Source organism: Streptomyces sp. NPDC004610, from assembly GCF_040609715.1.
Lineage (GTDB): Bacteria > Actinomycetota > Actinomycetes > Streptomycetales > Streptomycetaceae > Streptomyces.
On record NZ_JBEXLA010000016.1, the window covers coordinates 54,058 to 75,554 of the forward strand.

The following is a 21,497-nucleotide window of genomic DNA, read 5'->3' on the forward strand; positions in this document are numbered from 1 at the left end:
GGAACGAAGGCAGGGGCCGGCGCGGTCAGACGGCGAAGAACGCCGCCGTCAGCAGCACCGCGCCGGCCCCGGCCAGCACCGCCGCGAGCCGCGTCCGCCGCAGCCCCCCGGCCACCACCACCGACGCCAGCAGCAGCGCACCGCCCAGCGGCACCCACGCGTACAGCACCCCACCGGGCCCCGACCGCACCGCCTCGGCCCCGCCCGGCTTCATCACCACCGTGTACGTCCGCCCCTCGACGACGGCCACGGTGTCCTCCAGTACGACGCCGTCCCGCGCCTTCGACCCCGACGACAGCGGCGCGTACGCCCCCGTACAGACCCCGTCGGCGCAGCGCGCGATCTCGACGGTGCCGCTCTCCCGCCCCTTGGTGAGCATCACGTACTGCGCGGAACCCCAGGACGCCCACACCCCGGCGATCAGGATCAGCGCGGCGACCGTACCCATCGCCGCGAACCGCCCGAACCGCAGCGCGGCGCCCGCACCCTGACTGGAGACGACGGCAGAAGGCATGGCGGCGATCCTTGGCCATGACCCCACGCCCGGTCAACTCACGCTGGGCGCATGTCAGGAGTTGTACGTACTCTGCGCCCGCTCCAGCCCCTCCGCGAGCAGTGCCTCCACGGAATCCGCCGCCCGGTCCACGAAGTAGTCGAGCTCCTTGCGCTCGCCGCCGGAGAAATCCTTCAGCACGAAATCCGCGACCTGCATCCGCCCCGGCGGGCGGCCGATCCCGAACCGCACCCGGTGGTAGTCCGGCCCCATCGCCTTCGTCATCGACTTCAGCCCGTTGTGCCCGTTGTCCCCGCCGCCCAGCTTCAGCCGCAGGGTGCCGTAGTCGATGTCCAGTTCGTCATGGATGGCGACCACATGGTCCAGCGGCACCTTGTAGAAGTCCCGCAGCGCGTTCACCGGCCCACCGGACAGATTCATGTACGACATCGGCTTGGCGAGGACGATACGACGGCTCGCGGGGCCGGGCGGCCCGATCCGGCCCTCCACGATCTGCGCCTGCGCCTTCCCCGCCCGCTTGAACTTCCCGCCGATGCGCCCGGCCAGCAGATCGGCCACCATGAACCCCACGTTGTGCCGGTTCATCGCGTACTCGGGCCCGGGATTGCCCAGCCCCACGACCAGCCAGGGGGCGTCGGCGCCGCTCGTCACGTCCATCTCTCCCTCGTCTGCCTCGTACACCTCGAACGAGATCCAGCCGCCGCCCCGGCTGAGGGGCGGCGGCTGGAAAGGTACCGTTACCGGCCGGGTGCGATCACGCCTCGGCGACGGCCTCGCCCTCGCCGGACTCGCCCTCCGGCGCCTCCTCGGCCTGCGCGGCCAGCACCTGGAGGACCACCGTGTCCGCCTCGACGGCCAGGGTGACGCCCTTGGGCAGGGTGATGTCCTTGGCGAGCACGGAGGCACCGGCCTCCAGGCCCTCGACGGAGACGCTGACGCTCTCGGGGATGTGGGTGGCCTCGGCCTCGACCGGCAGCGCGTTCAGCACGTGCTCCAGCAGGTTGCCGCCCGGGGCCAGCTCGCCCTCGGTCTGGACCGGGATGTCGACGGTGACCTTCTCGCCGCGCTTGACCAGCAGCAGGTCGACATGCTCCAGGTAGCCCTTGATGGCGTCGCGCTGCACGGCCTTCGGGATGGCCAGCTCGGTGGACTTGCCGTCGATGTCCAGGGCGATCAGGACGTTCGGGGTGCGCAGCGCGAGCTGCAGCTCGTGGCCCGGGAGGGTCAGGTGCACGGGGTCGGTGCCGTGCCCGTAGAGCACGACGGGGACCTTGCTGTCACGGCGGACGCGGCGGGCGGCGCCCTTGCCGAACTCGGTGCGGGTCTCGGCGGCGAGCTTGACCTCGGCCATGGGGATCACTCCTCGTAGAGGTGGGTCGGACGGGTCACCCGGCCACGAACGGCCTGCTACGAAGAGCGCGTCGATAACGGACAGCCCACCGCCTCCAGCGGAAGCGGCACGGCCTCCCTCGCCGAGCAACTGCATCAGCGTACTCGGCGGGGGAGGCCGTAGAAAAATCGATCAAGCGGAGTGCGGGACCGAGGGGGTCAGTGCTCGTCGAACAGGCTCGTCACCGAGCCGTCCTCGAACACCTCGCGCACCGCGCTGGCGATGGTCGGCGCGATGGACAGCACCGTGATCTTGTCGAGGTCCAGCTCGCCCGGCGTCGGCAGGGTGTTGGTGAAGACGAACTCGCTCACCTTGGAGTTCTTCAGGCGGTCCGCGGCGGGACCGGAGAGCACCCCGTGGGTGGCGGTCACGATGACGTCCTCCGCCCCGTGCGCGTACAGCGCGTCGGCGGCGGCGCAGATCGTGCCACCGGTGTCGATCATGTCGTCCACCAGGACGCAGACCCGGCCGCGGACCTCGCCGACCACCTCGTGGACGGTGACCTGGTTGGCGACGTCCTTGTCGCGGCGCTTGTGGACGATCGCCAGCGGGGCGCCGAGCCGGTCGCACCAGCGGTCGGCGACCCGGACCCGGCCGGCGTCCGGGGAGACCACCGTCAGCTTCTCGCGGTCCACCTTGGCGCCGACGTAGTCCGCCAGCAGGGGGAGCGCGAAGAGGTGGTCGACCGGGCCGTCGAAGAAGCCCTGGATCTGGTCGGTGTGGAGGTCGATGGCGAGGATGCGGTCCGCGCCGGCCGTCTTCATCAGATCGGCGATCAGGCGGGCCGAGATGGGCTCCCGGCCGCGGTGCTTCTTGTCCTGGCGGGCGTAGCCGTAGAACGGCACGATGACCGTGATGGAGCGGGCCGACGCGCGCTTGAGCGCGTCGATCATGATCAGCTGCTCCATGACCCACTTGTTGATCGGCGCGGTGTGGCTCTGGATCAGGAAGCAGTCCGCGCCACGCGCCGATTCCTGGTACCGCACATAGATCTCACCGTTGGCGAAGTCGAACGCCTTGGTCGGAACGACCCCGACACCCAGCTGTTGGGCGACCTCCTCGGCAAGCTCGGGGTGGGCGCGGCCGGAGAAGAACATCAATTTCTTCTCGCCGGTCGTCTTGATCCCGGTCACAGCACTGTCTCCTCAGAGGTGTCTCAGCTGGAAGTGGACACGGCGTCTCAGCTGGGCGTGAGACGTCGTCTCAGCTGGTGGGGTGCGGGTGGGCACTTATCACGGTACGCCGTGTTTGGAGCATCGGTTTCCGGTCAGCCCTCGCCGCCCGGCTCCCGAGAGGCCGCCTCGGCCGCCTTCGCCGACGCGCTGCCCGGACGCTTACGGGCCACCCAGCCCTCGATATTGCGCTGCTGACCACGGGCCACGGCCAGCGAACCGGGCGGCACGTCCCGGGTGATCACGGAGCCGGCGGCGGTGTAGGCGCCGTCCCCGACCGTGACAGGCGCCACAAACATGTTGTCCGAACCCGTCTTGCAGTGTGAGCCGACGGTCGTGTGGTGCTTGTGCTCGCCGTCGTAGTTCACGAACACGCTGGCGGCGCCGATGTTGCTGTACTCGCCGATCGTCGCGTCCCCGACATAGGACAGATGCGGGACCTTGGTCCCCTCCCCGACCGACGCGTTCTTGGTCTCGACATACGTCCCGATCTTCGCTTTCGCGCCCAGCCGGGTCCCCGGCCGCAGATAGGCGTACGGGCCCACGCTCGCCGCCTCCCCGACCTCGGCGCCGTCGGCGACGGTGTTGTCGACGCGGGCCCCGGCGCCGACCCGGGTGTCGGTCAGCCGGCTGTTGGGGCCGACCTCCGCGCCCTGGCCGATATGCGTCGTCCCGTGCAGCAGGGTGTTGGGGTGGACCAGGGCATCCTGGCCGAAAGTCACCGTCACATCGACCCAGGTGGACGCCGGGTCCACCACGGTCACCCCGGCGAGCATGGCGGCGGTCAGCACCCGCTCGTTCAGGATCCGGCGGGCCTCGGCCAGCTGCACCCGGTTGTTGATCCCGGCGATCTCCCGGTGGTCCCCGGCGACCGACGCCCCCACCCGGTGCCCGGCCTCGCGCAGGATCCCCAGGACATCGGTGAGGTACTCCTCGCCCTGGCTGTTGTCGGTACGGACCTTGCCGAGCGCGTCCGCGAGCAGCGGCCCGTCGAAGGCGAAGACGCCGGAGTTGATCTCCCGGACGGCCCGCTGGGAGTCGGAGGCGTCCTTGTGCTCCACGATCGCGGTCACCGCGCCGGAGGCCGCGTCCCGCACGATCCGGCCGTACCCGGTGGCGTCCGGCACCTCGGCGGTCAGCACCGTCACCGCGTTGCCGTCCTCGGCGTGGGTGCGGGCGAGGGCCTCCAGCGTGGCCCCGGTCAGCAGCGGCGTGTCCCCGCACACCACGACCACCGTGCCGTGGACGACCCCGCCCAGCTCCTCCAGGCCCATCCGGACCGCGTGCCCGGTGCCGTTCTGCTCGGCCTGCACGGCGGTGCGCACCCGCGGGGCGATCCGCCCGAGATGCCCGGTGACCTGCTCCCGGGCGTGGCCCACGACCACCACCAGCCGCTCCGGCGCCAACTCGTCCGCGGCGGCCAGCACATGGCCGACCAGACTGCGCCCGCAGATCTCGTGCAGGACCTTGGGTGTGGCCGACTTCATACGGGTGCCCTCACCCGCTGCGAGGACGACGACGGCTGCCGGGCGAATGGCGCTCACGGGATGCCCTTCGGCTGTGGAAAAGGGTGTGGACATCCGCAGAATACCGGGGTCACCCGGCCCGGACATGAGAGTGGGCCCTGACGGTGCTGTTGCGGTCAGGGCCCGGACGCGAGCGGAAGCGGAACACCGCGGTGACGTCCTGTCGGCTCCCGGAGAAGGATTCGAACCCTCATTCAACGGACCAAAACCGTTTGTCCTGCCCTTAGACGATCCGGGATGGCACGCGCTCCGCGTCCGACGACATCGGGACGAGTCGTTGATCGGCTTCGCGCACGGACACCACTATGCCGTACCCGAAGCCTCCGGTGCGACGGTACAAGTCAGGACGGTTCGGTCGCCGGGTGATCACACAGGGTGCTGTGAGGCGGTCGTCGAAAGTCATCGAAACTCATCGGAAATCGGGGCGGGTGCGCCCGTAGGCTGGAGGCATGACCATGACGGGGGAAGAGACCGGGGAGGCCGGGGAGGTCCACGCCAGGGCCTCGGCCGGGGCTGCCGGGGCAGCCGGAGGGCTGTGGTGGTGGACCCGGCGGCGGGGCGCGGTGTTCGACGGCGTGCTCGCCGTCCTCTCCGCGCTGGAGTGCGCGGCGGAGGGCATCCCCTTCGCGCGCGACGCGGGGATCCCGATCGCCGCGGGGGTCGTCTTCGGCCTGGTGGCCGGGGCGACGCTGCTGCTGCGGCGGCGCTGGCCCATCGCCGTCGTGCTGGTCGCCATCGCGATCACCCCGGCCCAGATGGGCTTCCTGCTGGGCCTGGTCGGCCTCTACACCCTCGCCGCGTCCGAGCTGCCGCGCCGGATCATCGGCTCCTTGGCGTGCATGTCCCTGGTGGGCACCGCGATCGTCACTTTCGTGCGGGTCCGCCAGGACGTACGGACCGGGACCATGGACCTGGGTGACTGGTTCGTCCCCTTCGCGTCCATCGCCACCGCGGTCGGGCTGACCCTGCCGCCCGTCCTGCTCGGGCTGTACGTCGGCGCCAGGCGCCGGCTGATGGAGAGCCTGCGCGAGCGCGCGGACAGCCTGGAGCGGGAGCTCCAGCTGCTCGCCGAGCGCGCCGAGGAGCGCGCCGAGTGGGCGCGCGGCGAGGAACGCACCCGGATCGCCCGCGAGATGCACGACGTCGTCGCGCACCGGGTGAGCCTGATGGTGGTGCACGCGGCGGCCCTCCAGGCGGTGGCCCGCAAGGACCCCGAGAAAGCGGTGAAGAACGCGGCGCTGGTCGGCGACATGGGCCGCCAGGCGCTGACCGAGCTGCGTGAGATGCTCGGCGTGCTGCGCAGCGGCGAGGGCGGCTCCACGGCGGGTGGCACCGGGGGCTCCACGGCGGGCCGTACGGGTGCGTCGGTGCCGCCGCTCGCGGCCGTCGGGGTCGCCGCCGCTGCCGCCGCGACCCGCGCCGCGAGGGAGGGCGCGGCCGAGGGACCGGCGCTGGCCGCGCTGGACGAGCTGGTCGGGCAGTCGGCGGCGGCCGGGATGGTCGTGGCGCTCTCCATCGAGGGCGAGGTACGGGCGTACGCCCGGGAGATCGAGCAGACCGCGTACCGGGTGGTGCAGGAGGCGCTGACCAACGTCCACAAGCACGCGGCCGGGGCGAAGACCCATGTCCGGCTCGCGCACCGGGCGGCCGAGATCGCCATGCAGGTGGAGAACGAGCCCCCGCCCGAGGTACCGGCGGTGTCCCTGGTCCGGCTCCCGTCGGGCGGCAACGGGCTGGTGGGGATGAAGGAACGGGTCGTCGGACTGGGCGGGGTGTTCGTGTCGGGGCCGACGGATGCCGGGGGGTTCCGGGTTTCGGCGGTGATTCCGGCGGTGTGAGGGGGGCCGCTCCGGGGGGCGAGGGGTGGGGTTTGGGGTGTGTCGTGGGGTGTGGGGGTGCGTTGTGGGGGCTCGGGGGCCGGGGGCGTTGTGGCATCGCCCGGCCTGTGCTTCTGCTCGCTGCCGTCCGGCTTGCTGCCGGGTCACTGGCGTCCGGCCTGGTCTGGTGGTAGCTGCGCTGCCTCGGACCACTCCGGTAGCTGGGGCAGGGGTGGGCAGTGCCCGGCGTCGTCCCCGGGGCGCCGCCCCCGGTTGGAGGCCGGGGGCGGTTCAGAGGGGCTGGGGTTCGGGGCCGGGGTGCCCCGGAGGGGTCAGGCGGTGGGGTTCGGTGCCGGTGACCAGGGTGGTCAGGGCGTGGTCCATGGTCTGGCCCAGGTACCAGTCGCCGGTGTGGTCGAGGGCGTAGACCCTGCCCTCCGTGTCGATGGCCAGGAGTGCCTGGGAGTGCGGTTCGGCGCCCAGGGGGCTGACCTCGGTGTCCAGGGCGCGGCCGAGGTCGGCGAGGGTGCGGGCCAGATGCAGCCCGTGCAGCGGGTCGATGTGCAGGTCGACGGGGGCGATCCGGCGTCCCGGCCCGGTCGGCGCGATGCGCAGCCCGCCGAACTCCGCCCAGGCCTCGACCGCCGCCGGGAAGACGGCGTGGGTGTGGCCCGCGGGCGAGGTGTGCTCGCGCAGGGTGTCGGCCCAGATCTCGGCCTGCTTGATGTCCCAGCGACCCGGCACCCAGCCGGCGGCGCGCAGCGCGGCGTCGACGGGGACCGGGAAGCGGGTGGTGGAGGTGCGGTCGGGGTGCATCTGGCCCTTGTTCTTCGGTTTCTTCGGTTTCTTCGGTCGGCGGGGGCGTGTTGACGGGTGGACGCCCGGTGGGCGTCGGATCAGGTGTGCTGGTCCGTCGGGTCGACCACCCGGACGCCGAAGTGGGCGGTGAGGGCGGCGCAGGCCTGGCAGGGGTCGGCGAAGCTGCCGTGCAGCGGATCGCCGTCCTCCCGGATCCGGCGGGCGGTGAGCTTGGCGTGCTTGAGCGCCTTGCGGGCCTCGCCGTTGGTCATGGGCTTGCGCGCGGCGCGCTTGCTGCGGCCGGAGTCGGCGGTGGTGATGTGCCGGGAGATCAGGATCGTCTCCGCGCAGCGACCGGTGAACCGGTCCCGCTGGGCGCTCGGCAGCGAGTCCAGGAAGTCCTGCACCAGCGGGTGCAGCGACGGCGGCTGGTCGCCCCGGGCGGCGGTGCCGGTGAGCGTGGCACCGCGCACGGAGAGCGCCGCGGCGACGGTGGGGAGTATGCCGTCCCGGCGGTGGCGCAGGGCCGGGGCGGGCGCCCGCTCGGCGCTGCTCCAGCCCACGCGTGGGTCGCCGCCGGACGGGGCCTGGTGCGCCCCCGTTTGCGTCGCGTTCATGATCGTCATTCCCCTCCGTGCATCCCCCCGGCCGATCCAGAGTGCCAAATGCCGTGGCTGGTGCGGAAGCTGGGGCGGTGCGACACGCCCGTGACCGGGCAGGCTGTGACCAGGGCGTGACGGGTGGTCACGGGGTTCGGCCGGGGTGTACGGGGGTGTGCGCGCGGTGTGACGGGCGCCGCGACCGGCGCCGGTGACCGGTGTTCGGGTTCCGCATAGGCTGTCGGCACGCGACGCGCGGTCGGCGATGAGCGGACGGCGCTCGGTCGACGCGGCCGAACGGTCAACGGCGATCGGCGGCCGGTACGGAGCGGACAACAGACAGCGAGTGACAGTCGGATACGGGGCGTGGTGGGCCGGAGGCGGTCGCCGCTGTCCGTACAGAGCGCCGCAGGGGGCAACCGCCATGACAGCAGGTCGGCTCGGGCTGGGGGCACCTCCCGGCGGCCAGGCCGGGGGACAGGCCGCGCCGCCGAACGCGGCCTATGCCGGGCAGGTCGTGCATTTCCCGGACCCGGTCCGGGCCGCCCGCCATCCCCGGGGGGTACGGGTGGATGAGCACGGCTACCCCGACTTCTCGCCCTACGCCCGCGCCGCCGCGCAGATCGCGGAACCGCCGGACGGCTTCGGTGTCGACGAGCTGCGCCTGACGGACTATGTGTCGGCGAACGCGGCGCAGTCCGCCGCCGGGCACGACCTGTGGGACACCGTGCCGCCGGTCGCCACCCCGCACGGCTGGACCTGGCACCACGTGGTGGGCACCCGGCGGCTGGAGTTGGTCCCCGTCGAGGTCAAGGCGCTGCTGCGGCACCACGGCGGGATCGCCACCTCCACCGTCGACCAGAACAAGCGCGGCACCCGCCCCCTCCAGGAGACCCGGCCCGCCCACTTCCGGCTGCCCAAGTCCGGGGTCGCGGTGACTGAGCAGCAGGTGCTGGGCGTCGAGGAGGACCTCGGGTACCGCCTCCCCGGCGCGTACCGCAGCTTCCTGAAGGCGGCGGGCGGCTGCGCCCCGGTCGGCACCGCGCTGGACGCCGAACTGGGGCTCCTCGTCGACCAGCCGTTCTTCACGGTCCGCGACGAGGCCGCGGTCAACGACCTGGTCTATGTCAACAAATGCCTGCGCGACCATCTCACCAAGGACTACCTCGGGGTGGGTTTCGTACAGGGCGGGCTGCTCGCGGTGAAGGTGAAGGGTGACCGGATCGGCTCGGTCTGGTTCTGCGCCTACGACGACGCGCGCGACACGGATCCGTCCGTACCGCCCGCCGAGCGGGTGGCGCGGCTGCTGCTGCCCTGCGGCGACGACTTCGACGCGTTTCTGTCCCGGCTGGCGGGCTCCCCGCCGGAGCTGGAGACCGTGGCCAACCTGATGGTGGACGGCGGGTTCGCGCAGACGGCGCCGGTCGCGTCCGGGGCGGGGGAGTGAGCTGACGATGGTGACGTTCGCACAGGCGCAGGAGCGCGCCGAGGAGTGGGTCAACGGCGATGTGCCCGCGTACCAGCACCGTGAGGTGCGGGTGCGGGAGTTCGACCTCGGGTTCGTGGTGTGGGCGGAGGACCGCGCGGACGGGCCCCGTTCCGACGGCGGCACCCAGCGGCTGGTCCTCGCCCGCGACAGCGGCGAGGCCACGCTCTGGCCGTCCCTCCCGATCGGCGAGGTCATCCGCCGGTACGAGGAGGAGTACGGGGGTGTCGCCGACGCGGTCCCGGCGCCCGCGCCCGCCGCGGCCCGGATGGACCTCAACCAGACGTCGTTCCTGCTGACTCCTCCGGAGTGGTTGCAGGAGGCGGCGGACAAGCTGGGGATCCCGGACCGGAGAGGGGCCTCCTCCGGAGGGGGGACGGGGTCCGGGTCGGGTTCGGTGTCGGTGTCGGGGGACGGTTCGGGAGGGGCTGCTGCCGAGGGGTCCCGTGCGGTGGGCTCCGCCGGGGGCGGGCTGGCGGAGACGCAGCCCGGGGTGGTGCCGGGCGGCGCGCCCGCCGGGGCGACTCCCTGGGCCGGGACCGACACCAACGCCGACGGTGGCGGCGACGACGGTTCCGTACCGCTGCCCCAGACGGTGTTCGCACCGCCGCTGAGCGGTGCCGACGACGAGGACGCCCCGCCTCCGGTCTCGCCGGAGGCGCAGACCGCGCTGATGTCCGGCGGCAGCCAGTTGCCGAGGACGGTGACCGCGCCGGCGCTGGATGACTCGGTGGGGTCGGGGGTGGCGGGGGTGCCGGGGGTGCCGGGGGTGCCCGGGGTGTCGGGGGGTTCCGGGACGCCGGGTGTGGTGGGTGCGTCGGGTGGGCCAGGTGTCCCGGGTGGACCAGGTGTGCCCGGTGGGCCGGGTGCGGGTGGGGGCCCTGGGGTGCCGGGTGCGCCCGGGGTCGCTCCGGCCGGGGCGGGGGCGCCTGGATCGTACGGGGGCGGGGTCGTGCCGTCGGGTGCTGTGCCGCCGCCCGGGGCTGTTCCGCCGGGTGCTGTGCCGCCGCCCGGGGCCGTTCCGCCGGGTGCTGTGCCGCCGCCTGGGGCCGTGACCCCGGGCTCCGCTCCTCCGGGTGCCGTGCCCCCGGGCGCCGTTCCGCCAGGTCCCGTACCTTCCGGTCACGTGCCTCCCGGTCACGTGCCTCCCGGTCACGTGCCTTCCGGTCCCGTGTCTTCCGTACCCCCCGGAAGTACGCCCCCGCCCGCGCCCACCTACGGGTATCCGCAGGCGCCGCCCGGTACGCCGTCGGTCGGCGTTCCGCATGCGAGTGATATTGCCGATGCCGCCACCAGCAAGGCCGCTCCGCCGCCGCGGCGGGGTGGCCGGGGTGTGACGCCGCCGCCTCCGCCGGGGGCACCGGGTGTGCCCGGTGGGCGTCCGGGGGTCGCGCCGCCCCCTCCGCCGGGGGTGCCGGGCGGACGTCCCGGCGCCGCGCCGCCGCCTCCGCCGGGGGTGCCGGGGGTGCCCGGTGGTTCGTCCGGTGGTGGGTCAGGGGCCTATGTGCCGACGCAGTTGGTTCCGCCGCTGGGGCCGGAGGGGCCGGGCGGGACGCCTCCCGGTGGGATGCATCACGCCCCGACGATGCTGGCCGGCGGTACCGCCGGGGGTGCGCCGCAGGCGCCCGGGGCGCCGGGTGTGCCGGGTGCGTCCGCCGGGGGTGCGCGGGGTGCCGTCCATCATGAGGAGACCGTGCTGTCCGGGCCTCCGGTCAGGGGTGGGCCCGGGGTGCCCCCGCCGCCGCAGGCGCCGGGGATGCCGCCGGGCATGGCGCCGGGGGGCCCGCGGCCGGTGCCGGGGCAGCCGCCCGCGTACGGGTATCCGCAGCAGGGGCAGCCGACGGTCGGGCCCGGCTATCAGGCCGTGCTGCGCTACCGGGCGCAGGACGGGTCCGAGCAGCAGGTGATCCGGCGGTCCGCGCCCGGTACCCCGCACCCGGAGTGGCAGATCTTCCACGAGCTGCGCGGGATGAACGTGCCGCCGGACCAGGTCCTGGAGCTCCACACCGAGCTGGAGTCCTGCGAACTGCCCGGCGCCTACTGCGCGCGGATGATCCGGGAGCAGTGGCCGCAGGCGCGGATCACCAGCATCGCGCCCTACGGCGCCGATCACGCCGGACGGCAGCAGGGGATGCGGCAACTGCTCGCGCACCAGGGCGAGTTGCACCAGGTCGCCGACGGTCCCGCGCGACCGGGGCCGGTGCGCGCGCCGCTGCCGCCGGTGCAGCCCGCGCCGCCGATCCCGCCGGACGGCGTGGCGCAGGAACTGGCGGGGGCGTTCGGGCCGGGGGTGTTCCGGTTCGAGCAGGCGGCGGTGTCCCGGCAGGGGGTGCCGCCGGTCGTGGCGCACACGCTGGTGGTGGCCGGACTGCCGGTCGACATGGGCCCGTTCTTCTGGGCGCAGGCCCAGCCGGGGCGGCCGGTGCCGACGCTGGCGGAGCTGGCGGCCGAGCGCGGGGTGCAGCCGGCGGCGGACGCCGGGTCGTATCTCGTCATGGGCAGCGACTTCGGCAAGGCCCTCTGCGTCCAGTACGGGACGGCGAACATCGTGGCGGTGCCGGTGGAGCCGGGGCCGGGCGGGGCGCCGGTGCCGCCGCAGTTCGTGAACACCGGGCTGCCGGAGTTCGTGCGCTGTCTGGCACTGCTGGGGCGGATGTGGCGGCTGCGGTTCGGGTTGAACCAGGAGCAGGCGGGGCGCTGGACCGTCGACTTCCAGGCGCAGCTCGCCGCGCTCGACCCGGCGGCGCTGGGCTCCCCGGAGAGCTGGTGGTCGGTGCTGCTGGAGCAGATGTGGGACGGGTTGCTTTGATGCCGCGCCGGGGGTAGGGGCGCGGGTTGGGGTTGGGGTTGGGGTTGGTTTGGGTCGGTGTGGTGTGGGGCCGTTCCCGGTGGGATGCGAGGTTGCGTCCGACGGGGGGCGGCCCTTTCCGTTTCCCTGGGGGAGGGGGATGTGCGGGCATATGGGCGCATAGAAGCCATCTTGACGCCCTTCGTAACGTATAAGCGGAGTGTCGCGTTATGAACCTTTCTGTGTGATCCGTCAAGCTGTGCGGCACATCGAACGTGTGCGCACGACTCTGTGCGGTCCGGCGGAGAGGGGTTCAGGATGAACAGCGCATCGGTGTCGCGGCAGGGCTTCGCGACCGTCCGGGGGCGTGGCTACCGCCCCGAGCAGGTCGACGCGTTCACCGAGGAACTCTCGCGCGACCGCGACGCCGCCTGGGAGCGCGCCGCCCGGCTGACCGTGCTGGCCAGGGACATGGAGGCGGAGGCGGACCGGCTGCGCGAGACGCTGGCCGAACTGCCCCCGCAGACCTACGAGACGCTCGGGGAGCGCGCGCGGGAACTGTTCCGGCTCGCGGGCGAGGAGGCGGCGGACGTACGCGACCGTGCGCGGTGCGCGGGACGGGAAGAGGTCGCACAGGCCGAGTCGTACGCCCTGGTGGTGCGCGGGAAGGCGCGGGAGGAGGCGGACGCGCTGATCGCCGAGGCCGAGGAGCAGGCCCGGCAGCGGCTGACCGCCGCCCGCGAGGACGCCGACGAGGTACGGATCGGCGCCCGGCGCGCGGTCAAGGAGGGGCGCGGCGAGGCCCTTTCGGCGCTGCGCGAGGTACGGCAGCGGACCGCCGGGTTGCTGACCGGGCAGCAGCAGGAGCACGCCGAGCGCTGGACGGCGGCGGAGCGGGAGGCGGTCGCGTCTGCGGCGGCCACGGAGGCGCACCTCGCGGAACGGATCGCCCGCGCGGAGGCCGCGCTGTCCGCGGCGAAGCAGGGGTTCGCGGCGGCGGAGGAATCCGCGCGCCGGGTCCAGGAGGAGGCCGGTGCCCGCGCCGCGGAACTCCTCGCGGACGCGCGCCTGCACGAGGACCGCGTCGCCCGCGAGACGGAACGCGTGCTGTGCGAGCACGGGGAGCGGTGGGACGAGGTACGGGCGCAGATGGACCAGGTGCGGGGCAGCCTGGCGGCGCTGACGGGGGGTTCGGGGGGTGGGCTGGCGGAGAGCCAGACAGGGGGGTTGGCGGAGGGGATCGCGGGGGGCGGCTGGGCTTCGGCGGAGTGACGGAAGGGGTGGTGGCAGCCCTGGTGATCCTCGCGCAGCGTGCGGGCCCCGTCCTTCGGCGGGGGTTCGGTCGCCTGGGCGGGGGCCTCACGTCATGCCTCCCGTCCGGCGAAGCCGGGAAGCTCCGGCCGGGCGCGGTGGCCGGTCCGGCAGCGCGGGCAGCGGCACGGCGGCCAGCGGTCCGAGACCAGCATCAGCGGCCCCGGAACGCCCCGGAACACGCGCCGTACGGTGGGGCCCTTCCGGTTGCCGTCCGGGCCGACCCGGTACGTCTCGATCGTCAGGCGCGAGTCGCCCGACGCGGGCCGGGTGCCGACGTTCACCGGGCCCCGCCCTCGCCGTCGGTGGCGAGCAGGTAAGGGCGGATCGGCGTGGTACTGGCTCCGTCCAGGGGGCCGCGCAGCCCGTACGGCGACCGGGGCGCGCGGGCCTGCGCGGCGGCGCAGGGACGAGACGGGTACAGGCATCGCGCGGGAGCCGTAGAGGCCGGACGGGCACCCGCTCGGCGCTTGCCCTTGCCCGGCAATAAGGCGCTCAGCACCTGTCCCGCGATCGTATGAATAATGCTCACTGTCATCAGCTCCTCTGAGGCTGGTGGCCATGCCCCCGGACCGGTCGCACGGTCGCGGGGGTTCCTTCTGCGCTGATTTCAGAGTGCCGATATGAAAGACCCTTGGCGTTGACAGAAGTGTCAACGCCAAGGGTCTTGACGAGAGTTGCGCGATCCGCTAGACGCCGCACCACAGCGCGTAGTCGCGCAGCTCGTCGCCGGCGCGCTGGCGTGCACGCAGCAGCGTGGCCACCGTCTCGTGTACCGAGTGGTGGTAGCGGGTGAGCTGGGGTGACGCGGTTCGTGCCTCTCGCAGCGAGGCCAGGGCCTCGTCCCGGCGTGCCGTCCAGGTCTCGGCGCGTGCCTTGTCGATCCAGAAATGCGCCGCGCGGGTGGGCGGATAGTCGTCCGGCAACCGCACCGCGGAAGCGACGGCCAGCGCCTCGTCGTGGTCGTCCTGATCGCTCGCGGCGGCGATCTCGTGGAGCCGGACGTTGACCGGGCCGAACGCGAGCGCGTAGTCACGTGTCTCGCCGGTCCGCTCGGCCAGTTCGGCGGCCTGCCCCATCCACTCGGAGGCACCGCCCTGGTCGTTGCCGCGGGCCGACAGGGTCGCCGCCCGGAGCTGGAGCGTGCCGCGCACCGCCCGGGTCGCGCGTGTCCCGTCGTCGTCCAGCTCCCGCAGGGCGTGCCGCATGAGGGAGACGCCCCGGTCCAGTCGGGAGTTGTCGGCGGCCATCTGCGCGCGCTCGTACCGCTCGATGGCCACTTGGCGTGGATCGCCGGACCGCGGAGCGGCCACGGCCATGCGCGCCAACGCCAGTCGGGCGAGGTCCATGTAGCCGAGGCGGTACGCGACGATGGCCGCCGTACGGGCCACTTCTGCCTGGGCCGCGTGCGCACGCTCGCGGTCCCGGCCGGGACGGTCGTGCAGCTGCGTGACCAGGGACAGCTCGGAGATCAGGCCGGGCAGCACTCCGGCGATCTCGGTGAACTCGGCGGCGATACGCCGCGCGTGCAACTGCCTTGCCTCCTGCTCCAGGGCCTCGATGCTGCGCGGTGCCGGGGCGTCCTCCGGCGGCAGGTCCCAGTCGTCGAACGCCGTGCTGATCGGCGTGAGCAGAGCGTCTATCCGCTCCCGCTGGAGTGCCTGGATGTACGGCTGCCCGCGCAGCACCGAGACGCCCACGGAGAGGGCGCGGGCCACGGATGCCAGGACGGACTCGCTCGCCGAGCGTTCGCCGTTCTCGATACGGGAGATGAGGCTCGGTGAGACATGAGCGCGTCGGCCGAGTTCGGTGAGCGAGTAGTCGCGGATCTTGCGGAGTTCCTGGATGCGGGCGCCGATGTGCTCCGGGGTGCCGGAGAAGGTGTCGGGCATGCTGACTCCCCTTGCGATGCTGGCACTTCGCAATGTACTCGCGTCGCGATACGCGCGCGGGCGGTGGCCGACCCCGGCAGAACGACGCAAGCAGGCGGCCGGTGTGGAGGGAGCGAGCATCCTGATGGGCAGGCATGACTACGAGGACGACCCCGACGCCCCGCAGGCGAACAGCCTCGTTCCGGCCGCCTCGGCCGTCGTCGTGGACGACAGCGGCCGAGTGCTGTTGCAGCGGCGGACCCTGATGCCCGCCCTGCGCTGACCTTCGGCGAACCGCCGGCCGACAGCCTCCCCCCTGTGTACGGGCGTATGGGAAACGGCCCGAGGGAGCACGCGGCAGCGCCGGCGCTCGACCCTCATACGGCGGGGGTGGAGTCGCGTACCCGAAGAGGGAAACGGAGTGGCCGGTTGGGGAGCGGGGCGCCGACCTGGGTGTCGGGGAACGCCGAACGGGGCTCCTAGGAGCCGTCCTCGTGGCCCCCACCCCGCTCCCCCAGCACCGGAAAGCGCCTCGGCGCCACCGTCACCAGGATCACGAGCGCCGTGGCCGCCGCGAATGCCGCCCCCAGATACACGGCGTGGACCGCGTCGGCGACGGCCCGGCGCGTCGCCTCCGACGTGGTGCCCGTACCGAGCCCGTGGGTGATCGCGTCCAGGTCCCCGGCGCCGCCCAGCCGCGTCGCGAGCACCCCGTTGGCGACCGCGCCGAAGACCGCGGCGCCCACTGTCTGGAAGGTCTGCCGGCAGAACAGCACCGACGCCGTCGCCGTACCGCGCTCGGCCCAGCCCACCGTGGACTGCACGCCCACGATCAGCGGCAGTTGGAACAGCCCCAGCGCGGCGCCCAGGAGCAGCATCAGCAGCGTCGGCTGCCATGCCTCGCCCGGGTACGGCAGGAACGGGAAGGCGAACAGCAGCAGCGTGGCGAGGCCGATGCCGACGATCGCGGTGTCACGGAAGCCGATCCGCCGGTAGACATGCTGGCTCAGGGCGGCCGATATCGGCCAGCTCAGCGTCCACACGGACAGCACCGCCCCGGCCGCGATCGGTCCGAGGCCGAGCACCGCCTGCGCGTACAGGGGCAGGAACACCGTGGGCGCCACCATCAGCAGCCCCAGCGCGCCCAGCGCGAGATTGACGGCGGCGATCGTCCGTCGGCGCCACACCCAGCCCGGGATGATCGGTTCTGCCGCGCGCCGCTCGATGACGACCACCAGCGCGGCCAGCGCGGCTCCGGCGCCGAACAGCGCGAGCGACGGGGTGGACAGCCACGGCCAGGCGACCCCGCCCTGCACCAGCGCGGTCAGCAGCGCGCCCCCGCACGCGAACACCGCGAGCGCCCCGGCCCAGTCCACGCGCGGGCGCACGGACGGGGTCCTGCGCTGCGGCTCGTGCAGATGACGCGCGATCAGCCACAGGGCGAGCCCGCCGACCGGCAGATTGACCAGGAAGATCCACCGCCAGTCGGCGTACCCGGCGAGCACCCCGCCCACCCCCGGCCCGGCGACCGCCGACACCGCCCAGACGGTGGACAGCTTCGCCTGGATCCTGGGGCGCTCCTTGAGCGGGTAGAGGTCGGCGGCCAGCGTCTGGACCGTGCCCTGGAGGGCGCCACCGCCGAGCCCCTGGAGGATCCGGAACGCGATCAGCGAGCCCATGTTCCAGGCCAGGGCGCACAGCAGGGAGCCGATCAGGAACAGCACGGCACCGGCGATCAGCACCGGCTTGCGGCCGAAGGTGTCGGACAGCTTGCCGTAGAGGGGGAGGGAGACGGTGACGGCGAGCAGATAGCCGGAGAACAGCCAGGAGAAGACGGAGAACCCGCCGAGATCGCCGACGATCTGCGGGACGGCGGTGGCGACGATGGTGGAGTCCAGCGCGGCCAGCGCCATCGCGAGCATCAGCGCGGCGACGACGGCACCGCGGCGGGCGGGGGCGGAGGCGGATAAAGGCGCGCTGGTGCTGTCGTCCTCGGTGCCGGGACCGGCACCGGCACCGGCACCGGTTTCCTCGTCGCCGGGGCTCGCGGGTCCTGCCGGTCCTGCCGGTCCTGCCGTGCCCACGCGATGGTCCCCCCGCCTCAACCGGTTGCCCTGTGCAGCGATCTGCCGGGCGACAGCCTCCCACCCGGGGGCGGGGGTGCGGGAGGCCGCGTCGGGGAGCGCACGGGGGCGCCGGGGTTGACCCTCACGTGGCGGGAGGGTGGACGCTCACTGCACCGGAAGGCGGACCCGACCCTGAGACGGACTCCACCTGGCGGTGGACAGCCCTTAGGGGTACCTCCGTATCAGGTGTCGGGGAGGGTTCGTACCGACGGAGGACGAGAGGCCCCTCCGTCGTCCTTAACCTGGCTTTATGCCGATGGGGGGCGCCGCGAGGCGGTTCACCGCACCTTCGGGGGTGGGGTTTTCCTCAGTAAAAGACTGCGCTGTGCACCAGGGTGCGGAACCTCTCCGGCAGGAAGACTCATCGACGTGGCGCCCGCCCGCTCGGCCGCCGCACCACCAGGACGTCCGCGACCTGGTCGCCGGACGCCCGATCGCTGACCGACTTAGGAGACATACCGTGACATCGGCTGTAACCATTCCCAGGCACGGGGGCACTGGAGGGCGTACGGCCGTCGCCGCGCGAGCGCGGCAGGTCGTCAAGGCGTACGGGGCCGGGGAGACCCGCGTCGTCGCCCTCGACCATGTCGATGTGGACATCGCCCGCGGCCAGTTCACCGCGATCATGGGGCCCTCGGGGTCCGGCAAGTCGACCCTGATGCACTGCCTGGCCGGGCTGGACACCGTCACCAGCGGGCAGATCTATCTGGACGACACCGAGATCACCGGGCTGAAGGACAAGAAGCTCACCCAGCTCAGGCGCGACCGCATCGGGTTCATCTTCCAGGCGTTCAATCTGCTGCCGACGCTGAACGCGCTGGAGAACATCACGCTGCCGATGGACATAGCGGGGCGTAAGCCCGACAAGCCGTGGCTGGACCGGGTCGTGGAGACCGTCGGGCTCGCCGGACGCCTCAAGCACCGTCCGACCCAGCTCTCCGGCGGCCAGCAGCAGCGCGTCGCCGTGGCCCGCGCCCTCGCCGCCCGCCCCGAGATCATCTTCGGCGACGAGCCCACCGGGAACCTGGACTCCCGCGCGGGCGCCGAAGTGCTCGGCTTTCTCCGCCAGTCCGTCGACGAGCTGGGCCAGACCATCGTGATCGTCACCCACGACCCCGTCGCCGCCTCCTACTCGGACCGGGTGCTCTACCTCGCCGACGGCCGGATCGTGGACGAGATGTACAACCCGACCGCCGATCAGGTCCTGGACCGGATGAAGGACTTCGACGCGCGGGGGCGCACGTCATGACCGTGTGGAAGACCTCCCGGCGCAACTTCCTGGCCCACAAGGGCCGAATGGCCCTGTCGGCGGTGGCGGTACTGCTCTCCGTCGCCTTCGTCTGCGGCACCCTGGTGTTCACCGACACCATGAACACGACGTTCGACAAGCTCTTCCAGGCCACCGCCGCCGATGTCACCGTCAGCACCAAGGACAGCTCCGACACCGGCGAGACCACCTCCGACAACGGCAGACCGCCGGTGCTCCCCGCCTCCGTGGTGGACGAGGTGAAGGGCGCCGAGGGGGTGGAGTCGGCCGAGGGGACCGTCTTCTCGACCTCGGTGACCGTCATCGACGCCGACAAGGACAACCTCTCGGCGGCCGGCGGCGCCCCGACCATCGTCGGCAACTGGAACGGCAACGACGCCCGGACCATGAAGATCTCCTCCGGAGCCGCGCCGCGCGGTGCCGAGCAGATCATGGTCGACGCCGACACCGCCGACAAGCACGACCTCGCGCTCGGCGACGAGATCTCCGTGATCAGCGCCCTCGGCACCCACCGGGCCGCGGTCTCCGGCATCGCCGACTTCACCGTCACCAACCCCGGCGCGGCCATCTTCTACCTCGACACCCCGACCGCCCAGCGGATCCTGACCGGTGAGAGCGAGGTCTTCACCAGCGTCAATGTCACCGCCGCGACCGGCTTCACGGACGCCCAGGTGAAGCAGAACGTCACCGCGGCACTCGACGGCGGCTACCAGGTGCAGACCGCCAAGGAGGTCGCCGACGCCAATGCCGAGGACGTCCAGGAGTTCATGGGCGTCATCAAGTACGCCATGCTCGGCTTCGCCGGGATCGCCTTCCTCGTCGGCGTCTTCCTGATCATCAACACCTTCTCCATGCTGGTCACCCAGCGCACCCGGGAGATCGGTCTGATGCGGGCCATCGGCTCCTCCCGCAAGCAGGTCAACCGCTCCGTGCTGCTGGAGGCGCTGCTGCTGGGCCTGGTCGGCTCGGTGCTCGGCGTCGCGGGCGGCGTCGGACTCGCCGTCGGTCTGATGAAGCTCATGGGCGCCGCGGGCATGAACCTCTCCACCGACGATCTCACCATCGCCGCGACCACCCCCGTGGTCGGCCTGGTCCTCGGCGTCGTCGTCACCGTCCTCGCCGCCTACCTCCCGGCCCGCCGCGCCGGCAAGGTCTCGCCGATGGCCGCGCTGCGCGACGCCGGGGCCCCGCCGGACGCCCGCGCCGGAGTGATCCGCGGTGTCATCGGCACGCTCCTCACCGGCAGCGGGGTCGCCCTTCTCTTCCTCGCGGCGGGCGCCGACAAGGCGAGCGAGGGCGCGATGTGGCTCGGCGGCGGTGTGGTGCTGTCCCTGATCGGCTTCGTCGCCATCGGCCCGCTGCTCGCCGGGGCGGTCGTCCGGGTGCTCAGCGCGATCCTGCTGCGGGCCTTCGGCCCCGTCGGGCGGCTCGCCGAGCGCAACGCCCTGCGCAACCCGCGCCGCACCGGCGCCACCGGCGCGGCCCTGATGATCGGCCTCGCCCTGGTCGCCTGTCTGTCGGTGGTCGGCTCCTCCATGGTCGCCTCGGCCACCGAGGAACTCGACCAGAGCGTCGGTACGGACTTCATCATCCAGAGCGACACCGGCCAGCTGATCACCCCGCAGGCCGTCCAGGCGGTCCGGGACACCGAGGGCATCGGCCATGTCACCGAGTACAAGTGGACCGAGGCCGACTTCCGCACCCCCGACGGGCAGACGGTGGAGCAGACCGCGATCACCGCCGCCGACCCGACCTACGCGACCGACCTCCGGGTCGAGACCGTCGAGGGCGAGCTGGCCGACGCCTACCTGCCCGGCTCGATGTCCGTGCACGAGGACTTCGCCAAGGACCACGGCATCAGCCTCGGCTCGAAGATCGGCGTCGACTTCAAGGACGGCACCGAGGCCGAGCTGACCGTCCGCGCCATCACCAGCAGTGAGGCCGTCATCGACGCGGGCGCGATGTACACCTCCATCGACACCCTCGCCCAGCATGTCCCGGCCGACAAGATGCCCCTGGACCAGCTGCTCTTCGCCTCGGCGCAGGACGGTCAGGAAGAGGCCGTCTACACCGCGCTCCAGACCTCCCTGGACGACTATCCGCAGTACACCGTCCGGGACCAGACCGACTACAAGGAGGCCCTCCAGGACCAGGTGGGCCAGCTGCTCAACATGATCTACGGCCTGCTGGCCCTCGCGATCATCGTCGCGGTCCTCGGGGTCGTGAACACCCTCGCCCTGTCGGTGGTGGAGCGCACCCGGGAGATCGGCCTGATGCGGGCGATCGGTCTCTCCCGCAGGCAGCTGCGGCGGATGATCCGCCTGGAGTCGGTCGTCATCGCCCTCTTCGGCGCCCTGCTCGGCCTCGGGCTGGGGATGGGCTGGGGCGCGACGGCGCAGCAGCTGCTCGCCCTGGAAGGACTGAACGTCCTGGAGATCCCCTGGCCCACGATCATCGGCGTCTTCATCGGATCGGCCTTCGTCGGACTCTTCGCGGCCCTGATCCCCGCGTTCCGGGCGGGCCGGATGAACGTCCTCAACGCGATCGCGACGGATTGACCCGACCGGTTCGGTTCATCCCGATCCCGAGATCCTGATCCCGAGATCCCGAACCCGATCCCGATCCCGCCCACTGGCCCGACCGGCGGGCAGGCGGGCGGGCGGGATCCATGACCACCGCATACGGGGGTTGCGGGGGATGGCCCCGGCGGACGCGCGCACAGCGTCCGCCGGGGCCGGGGCTTTTTCGGGGGTACCCGGGAGGGGTGCCCCCGAGTCGCCCGGGGAGCGCCCGTCGAGGTCACCCGGAAGGTGTGCGCGGGGCGCCACGGCA

General features: G+C 72.7%; 16 protein-coding genes, 1 tRNA gene and 1 pseudogene. 7 read left to right on the plus strand and 11 right to left on the minus strand.

What is annotated here, in order from left to right; all coding sequences use genetic code 11:
* Window positions 1-25 precede the first annotated feature (25 nt).
* The 6 genes from ABZX40_RS19500 to ABZX40_RS19525 all read right to left on the minus strand — a co-directional run bounded on the left by ABZX40_RS19500 (window position 26) and on the right by ABZX40_RS19525 (window position 4,840).
* Entirely contained in the window at window positions 26-514 is a 489-nt protein-coding gene (locus ABZX40_RS19500; protein WP_355739586.1) for a hypothetical protein, read from the minus strand.
* Between the two features lie 54 nt (window positions 515-568).
* Window positions 569-1,171 carry an aminoacyl-tRNA hydrolase gene (gene pth, locus ABZX40_RS19505; protein ID WP_355739584.1) on the minus strand — a complete coding sequence of 201 codons (603 nt, stop codon included), beginning with the start codon at window positions 1,169-1,171 and terminating at the stop codon, window positions 569-571.
* A 97-nt stretch (window positions 1,172-1,268) separates the two neighbouring features.
* Window positions 1,269-1,865 carry a 50S ribosomal protein L25/general stress protein Ctc gene (locus tag ABZX40_RS19510; RefSeq protein WP_355739582.1) on the minus strand — a complete coding sequence of 199 codons (597 nt, stop codon included), beginning with the start codon at window positions 1,863-1,865 and terminating at the stop codon, window positions 1,269-1,271.
* 197 nt (window positions 1,866-2,062) lie between these two features.
* The gene (locus ABZX40_RS19515; RefSeq protein ID WP_355739579.1) at window positions 2,063-3,037 is read right to left on the minus strand and encodes a ribose-phosphate diphosphokinase; all 975 of its coding nucleotides are present in this window, start codon (window positions 3,035-3,037) and stop codon (window positions 2,063-2,065) included.
* A 134-nt stretch (window positions 3,038-3,171) separates the two neighbouring features.
* Window positions 3,172-4,620, minus strand: a complete 1,449-nt coding sequence (gene glmU / locus ABZX40_RS19520) for a bifunctional UDP-N-acetylglucosamine diphosphorylase/glucosamine-1-phosphate N-acetyltransferase GlmU (protein WP_355739576.1) — start codon at window positions 4,618-4,620, stop codon at window positions 3,172-3,174.
* A 149-nt stretch (window positions 4,621-4,769) separates the two neighbouring features.
* Window positions 4,770-4,840, minus strand: a tRNA-Gln gene (locus ABZX40_RS19525).
* 211 nt (window positions 4,841-5,051) lie between these two features.
* Here ABZX40_RS19525 and ABZX40_RS19530 point away from each other — a divergent pair.
* A complete protein-coding gene (locus ABZX40_RS19530; protein ID WP_355739573.1) occupies window positions 5,052-6,440 on the plus strand; it encodes a histidine kinase in 1,389 nt (462 codons plus the stop codon).
* Window positions 6,441-6,710: 270 nt separating this feature from the next.
* Here ABZX40_RS19530 and ABZX40_RS19535 read toward each other — a convergent pair whose 3' ends face one another.
* Together ABZX40_RS19535 and ABZX40_RS19540 are read right to left on the minus strand one after the other, a co-directional pair.
* Window positions 6,711-7,235 carry an SUKH-3 domain-containing protein gene (locus tag ABZX40_RS19535; protein ID WP_355739570.1) on the minus strand — a complete coding sequence of 175 codons (525 nt, stop codon included), beginning with the start codon at window positions 7,233-7,235 and terminating at the stop codon, window positions 6,711-6,713.
* 80 nt (window positions 7,236-7,315) lie between these two features.
* The gene (locus ABZX40_RS19540; protein ID WP_355739568.1) at window positions 7,316-7,843 is read right to left on the minus strand and encodes a YwqJ-related putative deaminase; all 528 of its coding nucleotides are present in this window, start codon (window positions 7,841-7,843) and stop codon (window positions 7,316-7,318) included.
* Between the two features lie 397 nt (window positions 7,844-8,240).
* Here ABZX40_RS19540 and ABZX40_RS19545 point away from each other — a divergent pair, with 397 nt between their 5' ends.
* The 3 genes from ABZX40_RS19545 to ABZX40_RS19555 all read left to right on the plus strand — a co-directional run bounded on the left by ABZX40_RS19545 (window position 8,241) and on the right by ABZX40_RS19555 (window position 13,362).
* Window positions 8,241-9,263 carry an SMI1/KNR4 family protein gene (locus tag ABZX40_RS19545; RefSeq protein WP_355739566.1) on the plus strand — a complete coding sequence of 341 codons (1,023 nt, stop codon included), beginning with the start codon at window positions 8,241-8,243 and terminating at the stop codon, window positions 9,261-9,263.
* 7 nt (window positions 9,264-9,270) lie between these two features.
* On the plus strand, window positions 9,271-12,111 hold the full coding sequence (locus ABZX40_RS19550; RefSeq protein ID WP_355739563.1) for an SUKH-4 family immunity protein: 2,841 nt from the start codon (window positions 9,271-9,273) through the stop codon (window positions 12,109-12,111).
* Between the two features lie 297 nt (window positions 12,112-12,408).
* Window positions 12,409-13,362 carry a cellulose-binding protein gene (locus ABZX40_RS19555; RefSeq protein ID WP_355739560.1) on the plus strand — a complete coding sequence of 318 codons (954 nt, stop codon included), beginning with the start codon at window positions 12,409-12,411 and terminating at the stop codon, window positions 13,360-13,362.
* A 92-nt stretch (window positions 13,363-13,454) separates the two neighbouring features.
* On the opposite strand, the gene ABZX40_RS19560 is transcribed toward ABZX40_RS19555, so the two are convergent.
* Together ABZX40_RS19560 and ABZX40_RS19565 are read right to left on the minus strand one after the other, a co-directional pair.
* On the minus strand, window positions 13,455-13,685 hold the full coding sequence (locus ABZX40_RS19560; protein WP_355739558.1) for a hypothetical protein: 231 nt from the start codon (window positions 13,683-13,685) through the stop codon (window positions 13,455-13,457).
* 405 nt (window positions 13,686-14,090) lie between these two features.
* Window positions 14,091-15,293 carry a helix-turn-helix transcriptional regulator gene (locus ABZX40_RS19565; protein ID WP_355739556.1) on the minus strand — a complete coding sequence of 401 codons (1,203 nt, stop codon included), beginning with the start codon at window positions 15,291-15,293 and terminating at the stop codon, window positions 14,091-14,093.
* A gap of 124 nt (window positions 15,294-15,417) precedes the next feature.
* Between ABZX40_RS19565 and ABZX40_RS19570 the strand changes: the two are divergent.
* Window positions 15,418-15,531 (plus strand): annotated as a pseudogene (locus ABZX40_RS19570) (NUDIX hydrolase); the annotation flags it as partial.
* 220 nt (window positions 15,532-15,751) lie between these two features.
* Here ABZX40_RS19570 and ABZX40_RS19575 read toward each other — a convergent pair.
* Window positions 15,752-17,356 carry an MFS transporter gene (locus ABZX40_RS19575; protein WP_355739553.1) on the minus strand — a complete coding sequence of 535 codons (1,605 nt, stop codon included), beginning with the start codon at window positions 17,354-17,356 and terminating at the stop codon, window positions 15,752-15,754.
* A 502-nt stretch (window positions 17,357-17,858) separates the two neighbouring features.
* On the opposite strand from ABZX40_RS19575, the gene ABZX40_RS19580 reads away from it, so the two are divergent.
* Both ABZX40_RS19580 and ABZX40_RS19585 read left to right on the plus strand, forming a co-directional pair.
* Window positions 17,859-18,647 carry an ABC transporter ATP-binding protein gene (locus ABZX40_RS19580; RefSeq protein WP_355739550.1) on the plus strand — a complete coding sequence of 263 codons (789 nt, stop codon included), beginning with the start codon at window positions 17,859-17,861 and terminating at the stop codon, window positions 18,645-18,647.
* Window positions 18,644-21,223, plus strand: a complete 2,580-nt coding sequence (locus ABZX40_RS19585; protein WP_355739548.1) for an ABC transporter permease — start codon at window positions 18,644-18,646, stop codon at window positions 21,221-21,223. The genes ABZX40_RS19580 and ABZX40_RS19585 overlap by 4 nt, the downstream gene beginning before the upstream one ends.
* Window positions 21,224-21,497: the final 274 nt, after the last annotated feature.